We start from the raw sequence: 21,666 nt of genomic DNA, 5'->3' as shown, positions 1-21,666 counted from the left end.
TGCCCTAATCTCTGTCAATAGATAGATTACTTAATAACAATATCTTCTAAATTCCCTAAACCAGCAATTAACTGATTAATGATATTTAATTGTGCATATCGATTATTTTTGATTTGTTCATTATCAACATTCACCATCGTCGCATCAAAATATGCTGAAATTGGCATTTGCAACGCTGCTAACGCTTGATAAAGGGCCTCTGCGCCGTTTGCTTCAAGTGCCACTAATTGCAATTCACTCGTGGCAGCATACAATGCCTTTTCCGTTTCGTTTTCAAACAACTGTGGATTAACATTTAATGATACAGGTGTTTTTTCTGCTAAGCGTGCGACACGAGTCAAGGCTGATATCACCTCACGGAAATTATTATCATGTGCATGATTTGCCAAAACTTGAATACGATCTGTCAGATAAACAATATCTGCTGTCGCAAAATTGTCTGTCCCTGCGCTCACAATGTCTTGACGAATATCATCATCTAAAGCCAGCTTGCGAACACGATCAACCACAAAACTGAGCACCGCCATCAAATTGGCTGAAGCAGTAACAGCCCCTGTTGCCGCCATGAACTCAGCTAATACTGGTTGCAGCGCGATATGCCAATGCTTAGTAGTTAATGTGCGAACAACACCTGTTGCCGCACGTCGCAAACCATAGGGGTCATTGGATCCCGAAGGAATAAGATTAGCTGCGAAGAATGTCACAATAGCATCTAATTTATCAGCGATAGCAAGCACTGCACCGACATCACTTTTAGCAATGTTACCATTGGCTGATGTTGGCATGTAGTGTTCTCTAATAGCAGTAGCGACACGCTCATTTTCACCAAATAGACGTGCGTAATGTTCGCCCATTACACCTTGCAATTCATCGAATTCACCGACCATTCCAGTCATCAAATCAAATTTATATATTTCTGCTGCCCGCGCTAAATCAGTCTTTTTATCGTCATCGAAATCTAAAGCATCAGCTAATTTTTCCGCCAACAAACCAACACGTTGCATATGTTCGTAAACTGTTCCAATTTTTTCATGAAAAACAAGTGTCTTAACTTTTGCCATATAATCAGCAATCTTTTTTTGTTGGTCTTCACGATAAAAGAACTCTGCGTCCTCTAGGCGAGCAACAAGAACTTTTTCATTTCCAGCAATAACATTGTCTAAGTGCGCCGTATCACCATTTCTAACTGAAAGAAAATGAGGTAACAATTTTCCTGTCGTATCTCTGACGTAGAAAAAGCGCTGATGCTCACGCATAGATGTAATCAACACTTCATCAGGCACTTCGAGATACTTTTGGTCAAAACTACCAGAAAAAGCTGTCGGCCATTCGACAATATTATTTACTTCTTCCAATAAATCTTGTGCAGGTGCATTATCTAATGACAATACCCAGTGATTTCGATTTGCTATTGTTTCAAGTTGACTTTTTATTTGAGCTTTACGATTCTCCGCATCGGCAAGCACGTAAGCAGACTGCAATGTCTCTTCATAAGCTTGAGCATCACTAATCGTTACATGTTCTGTCGACAAGAATCGATGTCCTCTTGTGACACGACCAGTGGCAATGTCAAGAACATTAAAATTGATAACCTGTTCATCTAATAAAGCTACTAACCAACGAATCGGACGTACATACAAAAATGAATGATTTGCCCATTTCATATACGTTGTAAATTTCATTTGCGAAACAACTTCTTCACCAATCTGAGACAAAATTTGATTGGCTGGTACACCAGTAGTATGTTTTGTCAACCAAACATAGCCATCACGCACTTCAAACGCTTCTGGGGTCGCACCTTGTCCTCGCGCAAAACCTTGCGCTGCTTTCGACCACTCACCATTTTCGTCTTTAGCACGTTCAACTGACGGTCCGCGTTTTTCTTCTGAAAGTGCTTCAGATTCTTCGGCCACATCACATAGTTGCAATGCCAGACGACGTGGTGTCGAAAATGGTTTAATATCACCAACAGTCAGTCGATGAGCTGCCAGAAACTCTTTTGTTCTAGCAACGAGTTGTGATTCAGAACTCGTCACAAGGTGTGCAGGTACTTCTTCTAAACCAATTTCTAATAAAAACGTTGACATAAATTAATTCTCCTCTGTTAGTGTATACTTGCCGTGCTCACCTAAATAGATTTCACGTAAATCATTATCTTTAAGTAGTGGGAATCCTAATTTGGCGCGCTCATCAATAAACACCTTAGACACACGACGTGCCATTGTCCGAATACGATGCAAATAACCAGCTCGTTCAGTAACAGAAACACTGCCGCTAGCATCTAACAAATTAAATGTATGCGATGATTTTAAAATATAATCATAGGCTGGATGAACAAGCCCAAGATCAAGTAAGCGAGTGGCTTCTTTTTCAAAATCATCAAAATGTCTTAATAACATTGTTTGATCGGAAGCCTCAAAAGCATATTTTGAATGTTCATATTCAGGTTCTTTAAAAATATCACCATATAAAACACCATTTCCCCAATCCAAATCATATACAGTTGGCACATCTTGAATATAAGAAGCTAGTCTTTCCAAACCATATGTTACTTCAGCAGTAACCGAGTCAACTTCGATACCACCAACTTGTTGAAAATAGGTAAACTGCGTCACTTCCATACCGTCAAGCCATACTTCCCAACCAATGCCTGCCGCACCCATTGAAGGATTTTCCCAATTATCTTCAACAAAGCGTATGTCATGTTCAAGCGGCTTAATACCTAATGCCTCTAAAGAACCCAAGTATAATTCTTGTATATTATCAGGGCTAGGCTTCATAACAACCTGAAACTGATGGTGTTGAAAAAGTCGATTGGGATTATCCCCATAACGACCGTCAGCTGGTCGACGTGAAGGCTGAACATAAGCTGCATGCCATGGTTCTGGCCCATTAGCGCGCAAAAATGTATAGGGGGATTGTGTTCCCGCACCGACTTCATTATCATAAGCCTGCATCAAATTTGCACCCTGGTTAGCCCAATATTGCTGTAGCGTTAAAATAATATCTTGTAATGATAGCTTTTGACTCGTCATACTATTCTTCCTATTGCTTTCTATTGACTGTTTAACATTGTAACAGTAGATGCTTTTTAGCAACAAAAAACGCCTGAACTGTACCAATGCCAAAATACTGACATCAGGACGCTCACGCGCGGTTCCACCTGATTTCCTGCGTATACGCAGACACTCGAATCGTTCGCGCACTCCATCATCGCCACATGATTTCTTAGTTTGCAAACTTCATTAATTATATTATGCACTGCCACTAGAAAAACGTCAAGCGCTTGTCTACTATCTGTTGTCACATTTCAACATTAAAGAAGACTTTGCCAGGATATTTCCATTTTGGTTTGCATAGTAGTAAAAAAAGCCTACACGGCTTTTTACTTAAATAGTTAACAGTTCTTTTTCTTTTTCTGATACGATATCATCAATTGCTTTAATATTATTATCTGTTAACTTTTGAATATCATTTTCCGCCTTACGGACATCATCTTCAGGCATTTCTTTATCTTTTTTGACTGAATCCATTGCATCGCGACGGACATTACGAACAGAGACCTTTGCTTTTTCTGCTTCGGCCTTAACTTGCTTTGCAAGGTCTTTACGACCCTCTTCCGTCATTTGTGGAATCATCAGACGCACAATATTGCCGTCAGAAGAAGGATTTAAGCCTAAATCAGACATATTAATTGCACGAATAATTTCTTCTAGAGCCGTCTTATCAAAGGGTGTGATTAATAACACACGTGCTTCAGGCACTGAAATTGATGCTACTTGATTCAAGGGTGTCATCGCACCATAATATTCAACTTCAATTCGGTCTAAAATATGTGGATTCGCACGTCCTGTACGAATACTTGTTAATTCACGCTGCAGAGCATCTTGCGCGCCTTGCATACGTGACTTTGCATCTGTTAAATCAAAAGCCATTATTTTTCTCCTGTAACTGTTGTCCCAATATTTTCGCCTAGTACGGCCCGCTTCAAATTTCCTGGTGTGTTTAAGTTGAAGACAACCAATGGCATATTATTATCCATTGATAATGAACTCGCAGTCGCATCCATTACTTTTAAGCCTTTTTTCAAAATATCTAAGTGTGTTAATTCTTCGAACTTCACGGCATTCTTGTTCTTATTTGGATCCGAATCATAGATGCCATCAACGCCATTTTTACCCATCAAGATAGCATCTGCATTGATTTCATTGGCACGCAAAGCAGCTGTCGTGTCTGTTGAGAAGTAGGGTGATCCTGTTCCTGCAGCAAAAATAACAATACGACCCTTTTCCAAGTGACGAATCGCACGGCCACGAATATAAGGCTCAGCAATTTGTTGCATTGTAATCGCTGTTTGAACACGTGTGTCAACACCAGCACGTTCTAAGGCATCTTGCAAAACTAAAGCGTTCATTGTTGTCCCAAGCATACCTGTATAATCAGCACGTGAACGTTCCATGCCAACTTTTGCAGCTGGTTCACCACGCCATAAATTACCACCACCGACGACAATTGCAATTTGTGTCCCTAATTCGTGTACTTCTTTCAAATCTTGCGCAATTTCAGAAACTGTATCCAAATCAATACCCTGACCCTTATCACCAGCCAAAGCCTCGCCTGAAAGTTTCATCAAAACACGTTTGTATTTAATATCCGTCATGATTCACCTCATTTTCCATCTCATCAATTATACCAAAATATTCCGCAAAAAAAGTGCGTCATCATAAAATAACGCACTTTTTAACAAAATTAACCTAATTGCTTAGCAACTTCTTCAGCTAAATCAGTTACTTTCTTTTCGATACCTTCACCTACTTGGTAACGTACAAATGACTTCACAGAACCATTTTGTGATGCAATAAACTCAGCAACAGTCTGATCGCTATTTTTAACAAATGCTTGGTCTAACAATGTGATTTCGGCCAAGAACTTTTTGATGCGTCCTTCAACCATCTTTTCTTTAATGTTATCTGGCTTACCGGCAAGGTCTTCTGAAGCCAATTGCACTGCTTTTTCGCGTTCAATAACGTCAGCAGGCACTTCAGCATCAGAAACATATTGTGGTGCAATAGCAGCAATATGCATAGCAATGTCCTTAGCTGCTTCTTCGGAAGCACCATCAACAACAACTAACGCTGAAATTGAACCAGCTAAGTGAGAGTATGCACCAAAGTTTTCTGAATCAGTCTTTTCAACAACAGCAAAACGACGCAATGTGATCTTTTCACCAGTAATTTGTGATGTACCAATGATTTTATCATTCAATGTTTGGCCAGCTTCAACTTCTAATGCTAAAGCAGCTTCAACATCAGCAGGTGACATTTCAACGACTGTATTAGCAACCGCCTTTAACAAATCATTAAATTCAGCGTTTCCAGCAACGAAGTCTGTTTCTGAGTTTAATTCAATAATTGCTGCTTTGTTGCCCTTGACAGCAACAAAAGTCATACCTTCAGCTGCAACACGGTCACCCTTCTTGGCAGCTTTTGCCATACCCTTTTCGCGGAGTAGGTCGATTGCCTTTTCCAAATCACCATCAGCTTCAACCAAAGCTTTCTTGGCATCCATCATACCAACAGATGTCTTATCGCGTAATTCTTTTACTTGTGCAGCAGTAATTGCCATTGTAATGCTCCTCTAAAATATTTATATGATTATTATATCATGGTTTTATTTGGTTTCGAAGAAATAAAAAATGCCGTGTGCGTCCCATACAGGTCCGCAGGAACGGCAAATGTCATTTAATTATTAGTTATTGCCTTCTTCAACGATGTTAGCAATTTCTTCGATTGATTCTGTGTTTTCGTCACCAGCAACAAAAGCGTCTTCAGGTGCTGAATCTTGACCTTGACGACCTTCGATAATGGCATCAGCCATCTTAGCAGTAATCAAGCGAACGGCACGGATAGCATCATCGTTAGCAGGAATCTTAACGTCAACAACTTCAGGATTAGCGTTAGTGTCAATCATAGCCACAACTGGAATGTTTAACATGTTGGCTTCCTTAACGGCAATCTCTTCTTTCTTAGGATCAACAACAAACAATACATCTGGCAAACCAGGCATATCCTTGATACCACCCAAGAACTTGTTCAACTTTTCGCGTTGCTTGTTCAACAAGACAACTTCTTTTTTAGGTAATTGTTCGAATGTGCCATCTTCGGCCATTGCTTCCAAATCCTTCAAACGTTGGATACGTGTCTTGATTGTGTTCCAGTTAGTCAAAGTACCACCCAACCAACGGTGGTTGATGAAGTATTGACCAGCACGTGCAGCTTCTTCAGCAATTGCATCTGAAGCTTGCTTCTTTGTACCAACAAACAAGAAGTTAGCACCATCAGTTGATGCATTACGCATAAAGTTATATGCTTCATCAACTAACTTAACTGTCTTTTGCAAATCGATGATGTGAATACCATTACGTTCTGTAAAGATATACTCATCCATCTTTGGGTCCCAACGACGTGTTTGGTGACCGAAGTGTACTCCTGCTTCGAGGAGTTCTTTCATTGAAATAACTGCCATGATATGGCCTCCTAGGTTTTTTCCGCCGACAAATTCGACATTCATAATGACATTGCTGCACCTACATGAACTCGTTTGCCGTGTGTATTTGTCGCTATTCACAACATAAATAATTATACGTAATAGCTACCCTAAATGCAAGTACTTAATGCCATATATCTTCTGAAACACCCTTTAAAACCAAATAAGCCTCTTTTTGTTGCCGCGTTAGTTGCTTAAACATTGCTTCAGCGTGGAGTGCTTCGTGTTTCGTATCAAAAGATTCTGAGTGGATCATTTGAAGGGGGTGACGTGATTTAACCCGAGTAAATTTAGCCCCCTTACCCGCTTCATGAGTCGCCAAACGTTTTGCAAGATTATTCGTGAAACCACCGTAAAAATAACCATCTGCCGTATACAGCACGTAAAAATAGTAGTGTGCCATCATGACCATGACGTACCATATAGAATATCAGATACTGCTTTGGTATAGTTATTTTCCGATGTATAAGCAATGATTGGCGGCATAATCCGCACACCACCAGGTCGTCCTGATTTAATGGCTTCAATTAAAACCATATTGGCTTCACGGTTTGCTTTACCATAAACAAACTGGATACGCTTAATCATCAATTTTCTGCTAGCAAACGCAGCAAAAATATCTGCTAATCTATCTGGTCTATGAACCATGTAAAATTTACCGTTATTTTTCAGTAATTTATTCACGACTTGAGCTAGGCCTGGCAAATCAATTGTCAGCTCATGCCGCGCCAACTGGTAATGCTTATCGTGATTTGTTTTAGTTGTCTCATTTAATGGAAAATAAGGCGGATTAGATAACACAGTCTCCACCGAGCCTGGCTGAATATCTTCAAATATAGCTTTCATATCAGATTCAATGACTGAAACCCGTTGCGTCAACTCATTCATCGCAATACTACGTTTCGCCATGTCTGCTAGTTCTGGCTGTATTTCGACTAGAGCCAACTTGCCAGTAACTTTAGGGGCGTAAAATAAGCCAACAGCCCCTGTCCCAGCACCAAGGTCAACCGTCAAGCCCGTCCCTTTGCCTTTCACATCAGCAAAATGGGCTAACAATACTGCATCCAAAGAATAAGAAAACATATCTGGATTTTGAATAATATTTATTTTTTGTGATGGCAAACCATCAATTCGTTCGCCTTCTTTAAGAATTGGTTGAATCATTGTTTTTTTCTCGCTTTATCGTGTAAAATGGGTAGATAGTTTATGAGGTGAATAAATAATGAAATTTTATGATTTTCTGCGTATTATTGCAGTTGGTATCGTGTGGGCGGTAACCGGTCGCATTAAATATATGAATAAAGATCGCATCCCGACCGATGATAACTATATATTAGTCGGCCCACATCGTACTTGGTGGGATCCGGTATGGTATGCGATTGCTGCCTATCCGAAGTCTTTCATTTTCATGGCTAAAATCGAGTTATTCAAATTCAAACCACTGGCTTGGTTAATTAAATCCGCAGGCGCTTTTCCGGTTGATCGCAATAATGTTGGTCCAAGTGTCATTAAAACACCTGTTAGAGAACTGAAATCAGGTAACCGCTCGTTAATTATGTTCCCGTCAGGATCACGGCATAGTGACGATTTAAAATCTGGCACGTTAGTTATTGCTAAAATGTCAGGCAAAGCCATTGTGCCAGCCGTTTACCAAGGACCTGTAACATTTGGTCAACTATTTAAGCGTAATAACACGACAATCAATTTTGGAGAACCCATTGTCATTGACCGCAAAGATAAGTTAAACAAAGAAAACATTACCAAATATACCGTTAAGATTCAAGCCGCTTTCGATCAATTGGATGCTGAAGTTAATCCTAACTGGCGTTATATCGACCCTAAACGTGAAAAAAAATAAGCCAAATGGCTTATTTTTTTTGTGACTGTTCACTTTGTTGTTTCATTTGTGCCATCATTTGGTTGAGCTTTTTCTGTGATGGCTTTTGACCCATTGACATCATCATCGACTTCATCATTTCCTCTGAAATTGGTGGATTCTTTGCCAAATAACTCTTCATTGAGTTACGCGCAACAAAGAAACCAATGACAAGTCCAATAACTAGCCCTAAAACAAAGATTAAGATTCCAAATCCTAAATTCATGGTTCAACAACCCCTTAATAAAATGTCTATGAGTTATTATAGCATAAAGTTGCGATTGATAAAGTCGTTCTTTACAAAGATAGCGCACAATTTCTGACAATATTGTGCCGAATTTTTCGAAAAAACGAACAAACGTTTGATTAATTATTTTATTTTAGTTATAATGAAATTACATTAAACTACGTTTAGTAAGGATTAAACCCATCATGGCAATTCAGGAAAGCAAACAAATTCAAGTTTTAAGATTTATTCACGAAGCTCAGCTAAATAATGGTTATCCCCCAACCGTGCGTGAAGTTGGTGAAGCTGTGGGGCTTTCTTCATCCTCAACCATTCACGGTCACATTGAAAGATTGGTCAAAAAGGGGTATCTGTTAAAGGATGCTTCAAAGCCGCGCGCTCGAGCAATTGAAGTGACTGATTCTGGATTAGAGGCACTTGGTGTATCAACAACACCGGGTCGAATTCCAGTTCTTGGTCAGGTAACTGCTGGCGCACCGATATTAGCAGTAGAAGAAGAAGCTACTGAATTTTTCCCAATTCCTGATAATTTGATGCAATTTGATGGCGATATGTTTATGTTGAATGTTCGTGGTAATTCAATGATTAACATTGGTATCCTAGATGGTGACAAGGTCATTGTCAGAAAACAAGATAATGCTGATAACGGTGATGTTGTTGTTGCCATGAATGACGATGACGAAGCCACAGTCAAGCGTTTTTTCCGCGAAGCAGATCATTTCCGTTTACAACCAGAAAACGATGCGATGGCGCCAATCATCCTTAAACAAGTTGCTATATTAGGTAAAGTTATTGGCTTATACCGAGATGCTATTTACTAATAACAAATAAAAAAGCTGACATGGCTTTAAAGCCATGTCAACTTTTTTATTATGCCCAAGTTTCAGGACTTTTTTGCCAATCAGTTAAAGTTGCTAACTGTGATTGATTTAAGTCACCACGAGCAATGGCTGCATGAACTAATTGCGAATAGGTTGTTAATGACTGAAAAGTTAAGTTTTCCGCCGAAAAATTAGCGATGCCGGCTGGCAATTCATAAGAGAAAATCGACACAACGCCAAGAACGTTGGCGCCTTCTTGGCGAACAGCTTTAACTGCACTCAAAACTGACCCACCCGTCGAAATCAAATCATCAATCAAGACAACATTTTTACCCTTTACTTCAGCTCCTTCTGTCTGTCTACCAGCACCATGATCTTTTGGCTTGGAACGGACATAAATCATCGGTTTATTTAACCCTTCAGCAACCCAAGCCGCATGAGGAATACCGGCCGTTGCAACACCACCAATAATGTCAGCATCAGGATAGTATGATTGAATTAATTCAGCTAAACCTTTGAAAATATTTTGGCGTACCGCTGGAAAACCAATCGTCATACGGTTGTCCGTATATATTGGGCTTTTAATGCCAGAGGCCCAAGTAAATGGTGATTCTGGTGAAAATTTTACGGCCTCAATGGCTAATAAATCATTGGCTACTTGTTCTGCATAGTTTGTCATATTCTTAGTCCTTACACCATTCTTGTAAAACACGTTGGTAGGCTTCTAGTGGTGATACCGCTTGCGTAATTGATCGACCCACAACTAAGCCAGTCGCGCCATGATGACGCGCTTTTTGTGGTGTTGTAACACGTCTTTGATCACCATTATCATCGCCTAGCAGACGAATACCTGGTGTAATTCGTACAAATGACTGACTCGTTACTGCCTGAATAGCTTTGGCCTCTTCAGGTGAACTAATCGTACCGTCAACACCCACCTGAAAAGCCATAGCAGCTAAATGGGTCACTGTATCAACTAAACTTGCCTGTGTCAACTGTGTTGCTTGCATTTCCGACTCCGAAAAAGAAGTCAATTGGGTCACGGCCAGCAACTTCATGCTATCAGGCTTATTAGCTACTGCCGCCGCCATCATACGTGCACCACCTGAAGCATGAATCGTTAAATATTGAATATCTAATTTTGAAATACTTGCAACCGCTCGACCGACCGTATGTGGTATATCATAAAGCTTTAGGTCCAAAAAGATTGTGTACCCTTGCTGACGTAACTCATTAACAAATGTTGGCCCTTCTGCATAGAAAAGTTCCATACCGACTTTTAAAGCTGGCTTATCAGTCAAACTGTCAAATTGTTTCAAAAATTTTCTGACAGCAAAGGCATCTGGAAAGTCTAACGCAATAAATACTGGTTCTTGCTGCATATTTATTCCTTTCGCTACGGCGAGTTATATGATAAAATGACTACTTTTTGAAAGTTTTGGTGACTTCTTCAACATTAGAAAAACCATACTTATCTAAAGCACTTGGCAACTCACGAACAATGTCTGCCATTACTTGCTGATTACCTGCTAAAGCTGTACCAATTTGCACAGCACTAGCACCAGCCATCATTAACTCTAGCGCATCATCGACGGTACTCACACCACCAACTCCAATTACTGGAATACTAACTGTTTGAGCTGTCTCGTAAACAAAACGGACTGCAATCGGATGGACTGATGTTCCCGACATGCCACCAGTACCGCGTGCCAGTCGTGCTTGTCTGGTATTTAAATCTAAGCTCATACCGACAACCGTATTGATTAATACGATACCGTCAGCACCAGCCGCTTCAACTGCTTTAACAATAGGCTTAATATCAGTTACATTTGGTGACATCTTAGCATAAATGGGTAAAGTTGTTGCAGCGCGCATAGCATGAATAACTTCCGCAGCTGATTCCGCCGTCACACCAAAAGCCATACCACCACGGTCAACGTTTGGACAAGATAAATTTGCCTCAATAGCTGTGACTTGTTTTGTCGCCGTTAAGCGTTCTGTTAAAGCTACATATTCCCCGACTGTTTCACCTGCTACAGAAGCTAACACGGGTAAGGTTTTGTATTTCTCATGAATAGCTGGCAAAATATCAGCAACAACTGCCTCAATACCAGGATTTGCGAGACCAACCGAATTTAAAATACCGCTTGGTGTATTGATAATCCAAGGTTGTGGATTACCTGCTCTGGCTGACATGGTCACCGTTTTTGTCACCAATGCACCAGTTTCTTCAATAGCATAACCTTTATCTTCAAGCCCAAAGAACACTGCACCTGATGAATTCATAATAGGATTTTTCAGGTCTAAACCAGGTAATTTTACAGCTAAGCGTTCTGACATCATCACTAACTCTCCTCATTTGTTTTCAAACTTCACACAATAGATCATCACAAGCTTATTTCATCTCGTTGACTGTGAAACTACGACTTTCCAGTACATCCAAAAAGGCACTAACTGTGTCTAATGCAGTAAATAATGGCACAGCATTTTCAATGGCTGCATTACGAATCAAGCGACCATCGGATTCAGCACGATCATCGGCTTGTGTTGTGTTAATCACCACCTGTAATCGTTGTGAACGTAACGCCGCAACAGAGTTGTTATCAGATTCCGCAATTTTGTCTAAAATGTCTACCGGTAAATTTTGTTCAGCAAAGTGCGCCCCTGTCCCAGATGTCGCAAATAAAGCGAAACCAAGATTATTGAAGCGCTTAGCTAAATTAATTGCTTCAGCCTTATCAGCATCGGCAACGGTGAACAAGACATTGCCATATTGTGGCACTTTAATATTAGAGGCAACGAATGCTTTGTATAAGGCTTTAGGTAAAGTCGTATCAGATCCCATGACTTCACCTGTAGACTTCATTTCTGGGCCAAGCAACGAATCTACATCAGGTAACTTTGTAAATGAGAAAATTGGTGCTTTTACGTGGACCATGTCGTCAGCAGGTATCAAACCTGTTTCAAAGCCCATATCTACTAATTTCTCCCCTAACATCACTCGTGTTGCCAATTGTGCTAATGGCAGATGCGTCACTTTTGAAATGAATGGGACTGTACGTGAGGCACGTGGATTGACTTCAATAACATACGCGGTATTATCATGAATAACAAATTGCACATTCATCAAACCAATTGTGTTCATGGCTTTTGCCAGATTAATCGCTGCTGCTGTCATTTCATCTTGTACTTTTTGAGATAAATACTGTGGCGGATAAACTGACATTGAATCGCCGGAATGTACACCAGCACGCTCAATATGTTCCATGATTCCTGGAATAACAGCTGTCTCACCGTCGGACAACACATCAACTTCCGCTTCCTGTCCAACCAGATAAGAATCAATCAATACAGGATGGTCATTGGAAACCTTCACAGCACGCTGCATATAGTCTTGTAACTCATCATCAGATGACACGATTTCCATAGCACGGCCACCTAAAACATAAGATGGTCGAATCAAAACTGGATAACCAATAGCCTGTGCAGCGTTCAGTGCACCATCGACTGTTGTCGCCGTCTTACCAACCGGTTGTGGCAACGCAAGCGTCTTGATAACTTGGTCAAAGGCCTCGCGATCCTCGGCACGGTTCAAATCATCAACTGTTGTTCCAAGTATGTTTACGCCATTTTCTTCAAGCGGTTGCGCCAAATTAATGGCAGTTTGTCCACCGAATTGGACAACAACACCAAGTGGTTGTTCCAAGTCAATAACATTTAAAACATCTTCTAATGTCAGTGGTTCAAAATAAAGCTTGTCTGAGATTGAAAAATCGGTTGATACAGTCTCAGGGTTAGAATTCATGATAATGGCTTCATAACCAGCGCGTTGAATGGCTTTCACCGCATGAACCGTGGCATAATCAAATTCGACACCTTGACCAATACGAATTGGTCCGGAACCTAAAACAATGACAGATGGTTTCTTTGAACGTACAGATTCATTCTCACGTTCGTAAGTTGCATAAAAATAAGGTGTTTGGGACTCAAATTCTGCAGCAACCGTGTCGACCATCTTATAAACTGGCAGAATATTAGCATCATGACGTTGTTTGCGAACCTCAGCAGCCGTTTGACCCCAAAGTCCAGCAATTGTCGCATCAGCAAAACCATTTTTCTTTGCATAAAGTAGGTAATCGATATCTCCCACATGGGTTGATAAATCGCGTTCAATTTCAACAACGTGAGATACTTTATCTAAGAAAAATTCATCAATTTGCGTCTTAGCATGAATCGTTTCAATACTAACGCCCCGCCGCAATAGATCCGCAATCATAAACAAACGGTCATCACGAGCTGGCATCAAAGCCGATAATAGCGCTTCGTCTGACAACTCATCAAAAGTTAAGTCGTTCAAACCGGTCACGCCAATTTCAAGTGAACGAACAGCTTTCAACATAGCTTCTTCCATGTTACGCCCAATCGCCATGACTTCACCAGTTGCTTTCATTTGTGTCCCAAGTCGCCTATCTGCGGTAGCAAACTTGTCAAATGGCCAGCGTGGAATTTTGAACACAACATAATCTAATGCCGGTTCAAACTCTGCTTTTGTTGTGCCGGTTACTGGATTAATAATTTCATCAAGCGTCAGGCCCACTGCAATTTTCGCTGCCATTTTCGCAATTGGATAACCTGTTGCTTTAGAGGCCAGTGCTGACGAACGTGAGACACGTGGATTCACCTCAATAATATAATATTTATAGGACTGAGGATCCAAAGCCATTTGAATATTCACACCACCTTCAATTTTCAAGGCACGAATAATTTTAAGCGCCGCATCACGCATCATTTGTACTTCGCGATCAGATAACGTTTGAACTGGCGCCGTGACGATTGAATCACCTGTGTGAACGCCGACTGGGTCAAAATTCTCCATCGAAGCCACGACCAATGCATTATCATGTACGTCTCGCATGACCTCAAATTCAATTTCTTTATAACCTGCTATAGAACGTTCAATCAAGACTTGCGTTACTGGAGACAATTCTAAGCCATTGGCTGAGATATCAACTAATTCTTGATGTGTGGCGGCGATACCACCACCCGTACCGCCAAGTGTATAAGCTGGACGCACGATGACTGGATAGCCATGAGTATCTGCGAAGTCTACGGCTTCTTCAACAGTTGTGGCAATAACAGATTCCGGTATGGGCTCATTTAAACGTTCCATCAAAGCTTTAAATTCTTCGCGATCTTCAGCTTCCTCAATAGCGGATAACTTTGTCCCTAATAACTCAATACGTAGCTCATCCAAAATACCAGCTTCAGACAAATCTTTCGCCATATTCAGGCCAGTTTGTCCACCTAATGTTGGCAAAATTGCGTCTGGTCGTTCTTTTCTTAAGATACGTTCAATAAAGTCTATAGAAAGCGGCTCAATGTAAACTTTATCAGCAATTTCGGCATCTGTCATAATGGTAGCAGGATTAGAATTGACTAAAATAACATAGTAGCCTTCTTCTTTCAAACTGAGCGCTGCTTGCGTTCCTGAATAATCAAATTCAGCAGCCTGCCCGATAACAATTGGTCCAGAACCAATGACTAATACTTTTTGAATGTCTTTACGCTTAGGCATGTCGTGTTGTCTCCTTTTGTGTTTCGGCAATCATTGTCAAGAAATCGTCAAATATATACTCTGCATCATGTGGACCCGGTGCAGCATCTGGATGAAATTGTACTGAAAAAGCATGGTGGTTCTTCAATGACAAACCTTCGACTGTATTATCATTAATTTCTTCGTGAGTCACAATTAATTCTGTCTGCGCTAAACTGTCACGATCAACAGCGTACCCATGATTTTGTGAAGTGAAATCTAAACGTTCATGAGTTAAGTGTCGCACAGCATGGTTAAAGCCACGATGACCAAATTTCATTTTATAAGTTTTTGCCCCATTGGCTAATGCGAAAAGCTGATGACCTAAGCAAATTCCCATAAGTGGCAATTTTTCTTGTAATCTTTTGATGGTTGGGAGCGCATAAGCTGCATCCTCGGGATTTCCAGGTCCATTAGATAGTAAAATACCATCTGGATTAGCAGCTAAAACGGTTTCTGCATCAACATCCGCTGGGAAAACCATGACATTGGCACCACGTTTTGCTAACGAGCGCAAAATTGAATTTTTTAGACCAAAATCGATTAAGGCAATGGATACCCCATCAGTGGGGTTTTGATATTGCGTTTTGGTTGTGGCATTAGCAACCATATTTTTATCAGTTTGAAAATGACGTAGATTCGTTAGCACATCGTCAGTGACATCATCAACAAGCGCAGCTCTCATAACACCATGATCACGTAATTCGCGTGTTAATGCGCGTGTATCTACTCCTGTAATGCCAGGCATCCCCGTTCGTTCAGCCCATTCTGATAAGCTCATCATTTGGCGCCAGTTACTTGGACGACGGGCAATTTCGTGAACAACAATAGCTGAAGCAGCTGGTCGTAAGCTTTCAAAATCATCACGATTCACGCCGTAATTACCAATTAATGGATAGGTAAAGACTATCATTTCACCGCGGTAAGACAAATCAGTAATTGATTCCTGATATCCTGACATTCCCGTATTAAAAACTACTTCAGCCATAACTTCAGTATCAGCCCCAAATGCCTCACCTGTATATATCGTGCCATTTTCAAGTACTAAGTATCGTGTTTTCATTTATGCCGCTACTCCTATTTATGCTATTTCATTAATTTGCTTGGTAAACAAGGTTGCCATCTACCCAAGTCATCAGTGTTTTACCATAGACTTCCCAACCAATGAATGGGGTGTTCTTACCAAGAGAAACAAATTCGTCTGCTGAGATGGTGTCTTTATGTGCTAAATCAAACAATACGAGGTCGGCAGTCGCACCAACAGTTACACTTACTGGCGCCTCTAAATTGAAGGCATTCACCGGTGCAATCAGCATGCGCTCTATTAAAGTTGCTAAAGTGATTATGCCAGTCTTTACAAGCTTGGTATATAGCAGTTGGAAACTAGTTTCAATACCCGTAATACCGAATGGGGCTAGTTTAAATGATTGCGCCTTTTCTACCATGCCATGCGGTGCATGATCTGTGGCAACCATGTCAATCGTACCATCGATTAATCCAGCTAGAACTGCTTGTCTATCTTCTTGAGAGCGCAGTGGCGGATTCATTTTGAACAGTGCATTATCAGATGTAATTGCCGTATCAGCTAATAACAAGTGATGCGGAGATACTTCAGCTGTGACCTTGACACCTTGCTGCTTGGCAATGCGAACCAAATCCACCGATGCCTTTGTCGAGATATGCGCAACATGATAATGAACCCCAGTAGCTTTAGCCAAAACCAAATCACGAGCTAATTGTGAACTTTCAGCTAATCCTGTAATTCCGGGCAAACCAATTTTTTCGGCCTGCGCACCCGCATTCATCACACCACCATGTAGTAATGAATCATCTTCTAAATGAGCGACTAATGGTTTGTTAACCTTGGCAGCAGCCTGCATAGCCTGTAACATTGTATCTGCCGTTTGTACCCCTTTTCCATCATTACTAAATGCAGCCGCACCTGCTTGAGACATACCAACAATATCTGAGATGGCCGTTGCTGTTAAATCACTCGAAACCGCACCGTATTGTGCAACGTGTACAGCAGCACTACCTTGATTTAATGCAATTTGTTTCGCTAAACGTGCCGGTGTATCAGGTACAGGATTTAAATTTGGCATTGCAATCACTGTTGTAAAGCCACCACGAGCGGCTGCCGCTGAGCCAGTGGCAATTGTTTCTTTGTATTCAAATCCAGGCTCGCGAAAGTGAACATGTACATCAACCAGTCCAGCCGATAAAAAAGCACCTTTAGCATCAATCGTCTCTACGTCACTTTCAATATGTTCAGCGACCCGAGTAATTGTTTTCCCGTCAATTAAAACATCTCGTGTAACAAGTTCACCATCAATTAAAATTTTTGCTTGCTTAATGCGTTGCATGTGTAGCCTCCGTTGTATATTCTAGTATTGCCATACGTGCATAAACACCATTATTCATCTGTTCAAAGATTCGAGATTTTGGTGCTTCGACTAATTCATCAGCAATTTCTACATCACGATTAACTGGGGCTGGATGCATAATAATTGCCGCTGCCTTTAGTCGCTCGTAACGAGCCCGATTAAGTCCGAACTGTTCATGATATTGCTTGGTAGAAAAATTCTGATTTTCCGTTTGTGTAATACGTTCATGTTGCACACGTAGGAAAATGACAACGTCTAAGTTTTCCCAATCATCATCAATAGCGACAAATTGACCAAATTTTCCAAAATCATTTGGTTGCCAATCTTTTGGCCCTGAAAATGTCATATTAGCCCCTAAATGATGCAAAATTTCTGCATTAGACCTCGCCACACGTGAATGGGCCAAGTCCCCAACAATGCGAATATTTAAACCAGCAAAATGATTAAACTGTTCATAGATTGTTACTAAATCTAATAAACTTTGTGATGGATGTTGGCCGCTCCCATCACCGGCATTAATCAAGTGTGGTATCTCATGTCCTGTCGCTGTTAGCACTTGATCATACCAATTATTTACTGTATGTCGAATGACTGCAACATCTACCCCAATGGCTTTTAACGTTTTTAATGTATCTGTGAGACTCTCACCTTTAGACATTGAACTCTGTTGCGGATCGATATCAATTTGTTGATAGCCTAATCTATTTTCTGCCATTTGAAAACTACTATGCGTGCGCGTTGAATTTTCAAAAAATAGATTTGTAACCGTTAAATTTGACTGTATTACCGATCTACCAGCTTTAATAGCTAATGCACGATGTACTAAGTCTAGCACGTCATCAAGTTCTATTGCATTTATATTCAAAAAATGTCGCATAATACTCCTTTTTATACAAAAAACGCGTAAGCCATTTCGACTTACGCGTTTCTAGAAAATTACGGCCAAAGTATAGACTTTGCCCCGAGTATCTAAAAGCCTTGTAAGTCTCTCTGGACTTAATTAAAGGTTTTACTGTTTTCAATATATTATCATTTTTTAAGCAGTTATGCAAACTCAATTAGCAAAAAAGTGCTTATCTTGCTCATTCACGCTTTTTTTAGCATTTTTATCTGAATTCCAAAATGGCACAATCACTTTACCCGTGACATGTTTAGCATCTACAAAGCCAAAGTATCGCCCATCATTAGATACAGACCGGTGATCTCCCATTACAAAGTATTCACCTGCTGGCACTTTTGTATGATGTTGATCTTTTTTCTGCCACAAATCAGTTGCTGATAACGTTTTTAGTGACCACTCACTGCCAAACGACATTTCTGTCCCTTGGGTACGCTCATCAATGCCAATATAATTCTGATTGACAACTTTACCGTTAACATACAAGTTAGAATTCTTGTATGATACAGTATCGCCGGGTACACCAATAATGCGTTTGACATAGTCTTTATCATTTGAGTTAAACCTTGGATCCTCTTGACGGGCATCAAAGACAATCACATCGCCACGCTTATATTTGGAAATTTTACTCAATATAACAAATTCTTTATCTTGTAAATTAGGCATCATTGACGGCCCACTAACACGCACAAGTGTAAATAAGTAGGTTCGCACTAACAACACCATAACGAGTGTCACACCGATAGGAATAACCCATTCTTTTATAAAGCGTAAGAAACCATTTTGCATAGTCATTCTTCTTTCATAAAAACTTTAAAGGCATTATGTCTACTTACTTCTGACGCAACTTAGCATACGCATCGGCAACTGGCTTGGTTACAATATCGTTAATTTCTGTCAATAATGTGTTTAATGCTTGTTCTGTCGATAACAAAGCAGTGATAAGCTCATTTTTTTGAACATCTGCTGCAATAGCATCCCACTCTTTTTCTTGATCAGCGGATGGTTGCTGCTGTGACTGCATCATTTGTTGAACAGCCACTTGAACACTCTGAAATTTAGTAAATAATTGCTTGGCCTCTTCATCTGCTTGAATTGCATTAAAGGCATTTTGCCAAGCTGTGTATTGTTCTGTTTCTTTTAAAACTGATGCCATTTCATTAGCATTATCGTAAATATTAACTGTCATGTTTTTCCCTCTTTATCTTTCTTATTATGCAGTAACCAACAACTAATTACCACCAAATAGTCCTTTAATAGTGTGCCATGTTTTATTCGCACCGTCAACTGCTTTATCCACCCCATTTGAAAAGTCAGAAACAATATTTGACCAATCCATGCTATTACCAGATTGTTTATTTTTAACAGGCTGATTAGGATTTGTGACGCTAAAATTAGTACCTGGTGTATTTGGTAGAATTTGTTCTAGAGAGGTTTTCACCAATGGGCCCATTGTCGCCGTTAGACCCAAAGGTAGACTATTGTTCTTGCTATTATCGTCTAATCCCATCCAAGTTGCCTGCACAACATCTTTTGTGTAAGCCATAGCCCATGAATCTTTAGATGACTGCGCATTCTCAGTATCGTTAGGATTTTCCGTTGTTCCTGTCTTTCCAGCAATAGTAAAGCCGGCCGGGGCAGCCCCTAAACCAGTTCCATTAGTATAAGTGCCCAGCATCATCCGTGTCATATTATCTGCTACACGTGAACTTATGACACGTGTCTGTGTTGCTTTTGGTTGTGCCACAATGACTTTGCCTGTTGCATCAACAATCTTAGTAATTAAATGCGTCTGACTCATAACACCATCATTGGCAAAAGCCGTATAAGCCTGAGCCATCTGCATAGGTGACACGCCGTCTGTTAAACCACCTAAAGCTAAAGCTAAACTTTTATCTTTGTCTGAGAGCGGCAAACCGAATTTTCGTGTGCTGGTGAAACCAGCATTAACACCCATTTTATTGAGTAAATAGACAGCTGGTACATTGTAAGAATGCTCCAGGGCTGAATACATTGGGACATCCTCAGTTTGCACATTCAATGCGTTATGAATTTCTTTGTTGCTTGTACCAAAAGTCCGCGTCGTATTTGGTAATAATTCATCAATGCTGTAACCACGTTCTAACGCCGGTGCATAAACGGCAATCGGTTTAATTGCCGAGCCAGGTTGCAGCTTTGACTGTGTCGCATAGTTAAAGCCTCGGAAAGTGTGATTCTTTTCGCGTGCTCCGACAATTGCACGAACACCACCATTTTTAGCATTAAGCACCACACTGGCTGCTTGCGCATCTGTATTGTAGTTAAACATCCCTGGATTATTGAAATCGGCCTGAAGGTTAGCTTGATCTTGCTGATTTAAGGTTGTGTAAATCTTATAACCACGATTCATTACATCACCTTCAGTTAAACCGTAAGTCTTGATTGCTTCATTAATTACAGCATCAAAGAACCAAGGATATTTATAGTTATTGGTATTATCATACGTGTCATTTAGGTTCATCGGCGCCGCTTGGGCTGATTTGAGTTGCGCCGACGTCAACTTCTTGTTTTCAAGCATTGTGCCTAACACAACGTTTCGTCTATTAATCGATGCTTGCGGATGATCAATAGGATTATATAGCGCTGGACTAGGCAACATCGCTGTCAAAGTCGCAGCTTGCGAAGTTGTTAATTCACTGGCATGTACGCCAAAATACTTTTGCGCTGCATCTTCAACACCCCAAACACCATGTCCAAACCATGCATTATTCAAATACATAGTTAAGATTTGATTCTTAGTATAATCTTGCTCAACCTGCATCGACAAAAAGATTTCTTTCGCCTTACGTGTAATGGTTTGCTCTTGTGTTAAATAGGCATTCTTAACCAACTGCTGTGTTAACGTTGAACCACCACCAGCAATAGCAGAGGAACCCATCACTTTGTTTTTTAAGTTAAGTAGCGCTGCACGCACAATGCCTTTAATTGAGAAACCGTATTCATGATAGAAATTACGATCTTCACTGGAAATAACAGCATCACGCATATTCTGAGAAATTTTATCATAGCTCACGTACGTGCCTTTTTGAGAATACAACTCTCCAGCTTTTGCCCCAGAATCATCATAAACCGTAGTTGTTTGTGCTAAAGTAGCTTGTAAATTTTTGACATGAGCAGTTTTTGCTAAGACCACAAAATAGACACTCATCACCAAAAACAAACTTAAGCATAATACTATTAGTAAGCGCCAAAACTGCCAGCGCTTAGCAATCGGCCGGATTTTTTCCTTTAGTTTTGTGACACTATTTTTTAACCAATTCAT

The 21,666-nt window shown here is 40.4% G+C and carries 21 protein-coding genes; 2 read left to right on the top strand and 19 right to left on the bottom strand.

Going from position 1 to position 21,666, the window contains the following annotated elements:
* Positions 1 to 26: 26 nt before the first annotated feature.
* The 8 genes from glyS to FAZ25_RS06870 all read right to left on the bottom strand — a co-directional run bounded on the left by glyS (position 27) and on the right by FAZ25_RS06870 (position 7,710).
* Positions 27 to 2,087: a glycine--tRNA ligase subunit beta gene (gene glyS / locus FAZ25_RS06905; protein ID WP_192269271.1), complete on the bottom strand. Its 2,061-nt coding sequence runs from the start codon at positions 2,085 to 2,087 to the stop codon at positions 27 to 29.
* Between the two features lie 3 nt (positions 2,088 to 2,090).
* Entirely contained in the window at positions 2,091 to 3,035 is a 945-nt protein-coding gene (gene glyQ, locus FAZ25_RS06900) for a glycine--tRNA ligase subunit alpha (protein ID WP_004900696.1), read from the bottom strand.
* Positions 3,036 to 3,389: 354 nt separating this feature from the next.
* Positions 3,390 to 3,935: a ribosome recycling factor gene (frr, locus tag FAZ25_RS06895; protein ID WP_004900699.1), complete on the bottom strand. Its 546-nt coding sequence runs from the start codon at positions 3,933 to 3,935 to the stop codon at positions 3,390 to 3,392.
* Positions 3,935 to 4,660, bottom strand: coding sequence for a UMP kinase (pyrH, locus tag FAZ25_RS06890; RefSeq protein ID WP_004900704.1), 726 nt, complete (start codon positions 4,658 to 4,660; stop codon positions 3,935 to 3,937). Before pyrH ends, frr begins: the two co-directional genes overlap by 1 nt.
* An 89-nt stretch (positions 4,661 to 4,749) precedes the next feature.
* Entirely contained in the window at positions 4,750 to 5,625 is an 876-nt protein-coding gene (gene tsf / locus FAZ25_RS06885) for a translation elongation factor Ts (RefSeq protein ID WP_004900706.1), read from the bottom strand.
* A gap of 123 nt (positions 5,626 to 5,748) precedes the next feature.
* Positions 5,749 to 6,525 (bottom strand): 30S ribosomal protein S2, encoded by a 777-nt coding sequence (gene rpsB / locus FAZ25_RS06880; RefSeq protein WP_004900710.1) that lies wholly within the window; start codon positions 6,523 to 6,525, stop codon positions 5,749 to 5,751.
* A gap of 145 nt (positions 6,526 to 6,670) precedes the next feature.
* On the bottom strand, positions 6,671 to 6,949 hold the full coding sequence (locus FAZ25_RS06875; protein ID WP_036058372.1) for a GIY-YIG nuclease family protein: 279 nt from the start codon (positions 6,947 to 6,949) through the stop codon (positions 6,671 to 6,673).
* Complete coding sequence (locus tag FAZ25_RS06870; protein ID WP_004909353.1) at positions 6,949 to 7,710, bottom strand: tRNA1(Val) (adenine(37)-N6)-methyltransferase; 762 nt, start codon at positions 7,708 to 7,710, stop codon at positions 6,949 to 6,951. The genes FAZ25_RS06875 and FAZ25_RS06870 overlap by 1 nt, the downstream gene beginning before the upstream one ends.
* Before the next feature lie 58 nt (positions 7,711 to 7,768).
* Here FAZ25_RS06870 and FAZ25_RS06865 point away from each other — a divergent pair, with 58 nt between their 5' ends.
* Positions 7,769 to 8,404 (top strand): 1-acyl-sn-glycerol-3-phosphate acyltransferase, encoded by a 636-nt coding sequence (locus tag FAZ25_RS06865; protein ID WP_004900716.1) that lies wholly within the window; start codon positions 7,769 to 7,771, stop codon positions 8,402 to 8,404.
* 10 nt (positions 8,405 to 8,414) lie between these two features.
* On the opposite strand, the gene FAZ25_RS06860 is transcribed toward FAZ25_RS06865, so the two are convergent.
* Entirely contained in the window at positions 8,415 to 8,648 is a 234-nt protein-coding gene (locus FAZ25_RS06860) for a YneF family protein (protein WP_004900720.1), read from the bottom strand.
* A gap of 206 nt (positions 8,649 to 8,854) precedes the next feature.
* On the opposite strand from FAZ25_RS06860, the gene lexA reads away from it, so the two are divergent.
* Positions 8,855 to 9,490, top strand: a complete 636-nt coding sequence (gene lexA, locus FAZ25_RS06855; RefSeq protein ID WP_004900722.1) for a transcriptional repressor LexA — start codon at positions 8,855 to 8,857, stop codon at positions 9,488 to 9,490.
* 49 nt (positions 9,491 to 9,539) lie between these two features.
* On the opposite strand, the gene pyrE is transcribed toward lexA, so the two are convergent.
* The 10 genes from pyrE to FAZ25_RS06805 form a co-directional block, all read right to left on the bottom strand.
* A complete protein-coding gene (pyrE, locus tag FAZ25_RS06850; RefSeq protein ID WP_192269270.1) occupies positions 9,540 to 10,169 on the bottom strand; it encodes an orotate phosphoribosyltransferase in 630 nt (209 codons plus the stop codon).
* A gap of 4 nt (positions 10,170 to 10,173) precedes the next feature.
* Positions 10,174 to 10,872, bottom strand: coding sequence for an orotidine-5'-phosphate decarboxylase (gene pyrF, locus FAZ25_RS06845; RefSeq protein ID WP_004900729.1), 699 nt, complete (start codon positions 10,870 to 10,872; stop codon positions 10,174 to 10,176).
* Positions 10,873 to 10,912: 40 nt separating this feature from the next.
* A complete protein-coding gene (locus FAZ25_RS06840; protein ID WP_004900733.1) occupies positions 10,913 to 11,833 on the bottom strand; it encodes a dihydroorotate dehydrogenase in 921 nt (306 codons plus the stop codon).
* Between the two features lie 52 nt (positions 11,834 to 11,885).
* Positions 11,886 to 15,065: a carbamoyl-phosphate synthase large subunit gene (carB, locus tag FAZ25_RS06835; protein ID WP_192269268.1), complete on the bottom strand. Its 3,180-nt coding sequence runs from the start codon at positions 15,063 to 15,065 to the stop codon at positions 11,886 to 11,888.
* Positions 15,058 to 16,146: a carbamoyl phosphate synthase small subunit gene (locus FAZ25_RS06830; RefSeq protein ID WP_004900737.1), complete on the bottom strand. Its 1,089-nt coding sequence runs from the start codon at positions 16,144 to 16,146 to the stop codon at positions 15,058 to 15,060. Before FAZ25_RS06830 ends, carB begins: the two co-directional genes overlap by 8 nt.
* A gap of 31 nt (positions 16,147 to 16,177) precedes the next feature.
* Positions 16,178 to 17,446, bottom strand: coding sequence for a dihydroorotase (locus FAZ25_RS06825; RefSeq protein ID WP_004900740.1), 1,269 nt, complete (start codon positions 17,444 to 17,446; stop codon positions 16,178 to 16,180).
* Positions 17,433 to 18,344 (bottom strand): aspartate carbamoyltransferase catalytic subunit, encoded by a 912-nt coding sequence (locus FAZ25_RS06820; protein WP_004900741.1) that lies wholly within the window; start codon positions 18,342 to 18,344, stop codon positions 17,433 to 17,435. The genes FAZ25_RS06825 and FAZ25_RS06820 overlap by 14 nt, the downstream gene beginning before the upstream one ends.
* Before the next feature lie 177 nt (positions 18,345 to 18,521).
* Positions 18,522 to 19,154: a signal peptidase I gene (gene lepB, locus FAZ25_RS06815; RefSeq protein ID WP_004900742.1), complete on the bottom strand. Its 633-nt coding sequence runs from the start codon at positions 19,152 to 19,154 to the stop codon at positions 18,522 to 18,524.
* Positions 19,155 to 19,197: 43 nt separating this feature from the next.
* On the bottom strand, positions 19,198 to 19,554 hold the full coding sequence (locus tag FAZ25_RS06810) for a YlbF family regulator (protein ID WP_004900744.1): 357 nt from the start codon (positions 19,552 to 19,554) through the stop codon (positions 19,198 to 19,200).
* Between the two features lie 42 nt (positions 19,555 to 19,596).
* Positions 19,597 to 21,666, bottom strand: a complete 2,070-nt coding sequence (locus FAZ25_RS06805) for a PBP1A family penicillin-binding protein (RefSeq protein WP_004900747.1) — start codon at positions 21,664 to 21,666, stop codon at positions 19,597 to 19,599.

It is taken from the genome of Leuconostoc sp. LN180020 (genome assembly GCF_014844115.1).
In the GTDB taxonomy this organism is placed as follows: domain Bacteria; phylum Bacillota; class Bacilli; order Lactobacillales; family Lactobacillaceae; genus Leuconostoc; species Leuconostoc citreum.
Note: the sequence above shows the minus strand (reverse complement) of the source record. Positions and strands in the feature narration are given on the sequence as shown.

Excerpts from the sequence above, each read along its gene's own strand:
- FAZ25_RS06875 (WP_036058372.1), bottom strand. The coding sequence starts at position 6,949 with ATGGCACACTACTATTTTTACGTGCTGTATACGGCAGATGGTTATTTT.
- FAZ25_RS06865 (WP_004900716.1), top strand. The coding sequence starts at position 7,769 with ATGAAATTTTATGATTTTCTGCGTATTATTGCAGTTGGTATCGTGTGG.
- tsf (WP_004900706.1), bottom strand. The coding sequence starts at position 5,625 with ATGGCAATTACTGCTGCACAAGTAAAAGAATTACGCGATAAGACATCT.
- FAZ25_RS06830 (WP_004900737.1), bottom strand. The coding sequence starts at position 16,146 with ATGAAAACACGATACTTAGTACTTGAAAATGGCACGATATATACAGGT.
- pyrF (WP_004900729.1), bottom strand. The coding sequence starts at position 10,872 with ATGCAGCAAGAACCAGTATTTATTGCGTTAGACTTTCCAGATGCCTTT.
- carB (WP_192269268.1), bottom strand. The coding sequence starts at position 15,065 with ATGCCTAAGCGTAAAGACATTCAAAAAGTATTAGTCATTGGTTCTGGA.
- glyS (WP_192269271.1), bottom strand. The coding sequence starts at position 2,087 with ATGTCAACGTTTTTATTAGAAATTGGTTTAGAAGAAGTACCTGCACAC.
- pyrH (WP_004900704.1), bottom strand. The coding sequence starts at position 4,660 with ATGACGGATATTAAATACAAACGTGTTTTGATGAAACTTTCAGGCGAG.
- FAZ25_RS06870 (WP_004909353.1), bottom strand. The coding sequence starts at position 7,710 with ATGATTCAACCAATTCTTAAAGAAGGCGAACGAATTGATGGTTTGCCA.
- lepB (WP_004900742.1), bottom strand. The coding sequence starts at position 19,154 with ATGCAAAATGGTTTCTTACGCTTTATAAAAGAATGGGTTATTCCTATC.
- frr (WP_004900699.1), bottom strand. The coding sequence starts at position 3,935 with ATGGCTTTTGATTTAACAGATGCAAAGTCACGTATGCAAGGCGCGCAA.
- pyrE (WP_192269270.1), bottom strand. The coding sequence starts at position 10,169 with ATGACAAACTATGCAGAACAAGTAGCCAATGATTTATTAGCCATTGAG.
- lexA (WP_004900722.1), top strand. The coding sequence starts at position 8,855 with ATGGCAATTCAGGAAAGCAAACAAATTCAAGTTTTAAGATTTATTCAC.
- FAZ25_RS06860 (WP_004900720.1), bottom strand. The coding sequence starts at position 8,648 with ATGAATTTAGGATTTGGAATCTTAATCTTTGTTTTAGGGCTAGTTATT.
- FAZ25_RS06820 (WP_004900741.1), bottom strand. The coding sequence starts at position 18,344 with ATGCGACATTTTTTGAATATAAATGCAATAGAACTTGATGACGTGCTA.
- FAZ25_RS06805 (WP_004900747.1), bottom strand. The coding sequence starts at position 21,666 with ATGAATTGGTTAAAAAATAGTGTCACAAAACTAAAGGAAAAAATCCGG.
- rpsB (WP_004900710.1), bottom strand. The coding sequence starts at position 6,525 with ATGGCAGTTATTTCAATGAAAGAACTCCTCGAAGCAGGAGTACACTTC.
- FAZ25_RS06810 (WP_004900744.1), bottom strand. The coding sequence starts at position 19,554 with ATGACAGTTAATATTTACGATAATGCTAATGAAATGGCATCAGTTTTA.
- glyQ (WP_004900696.1), bottom strand. The coding sequence starts at position 3,035 with ATGACGAGTCAAAAGCTATCATTACAAGATATTATTTTAACGCTACAG.
- FAZ25_RS06840 (WP_004900733.1), bottom strand. The coding sequence starts at position 11,833 with ATGATGTCAGAACGCTTAGCTGTAAAATTACCTGGTTTAGACCTGAAA.
- FAZ25_RS06825 (WP_004900740.1), bottom strand. The coding sequence starts at position 17,446 with ATGCAACGCATTAAGCAAGCAAAAATTTTAATTGATGGTGAACTTGTT.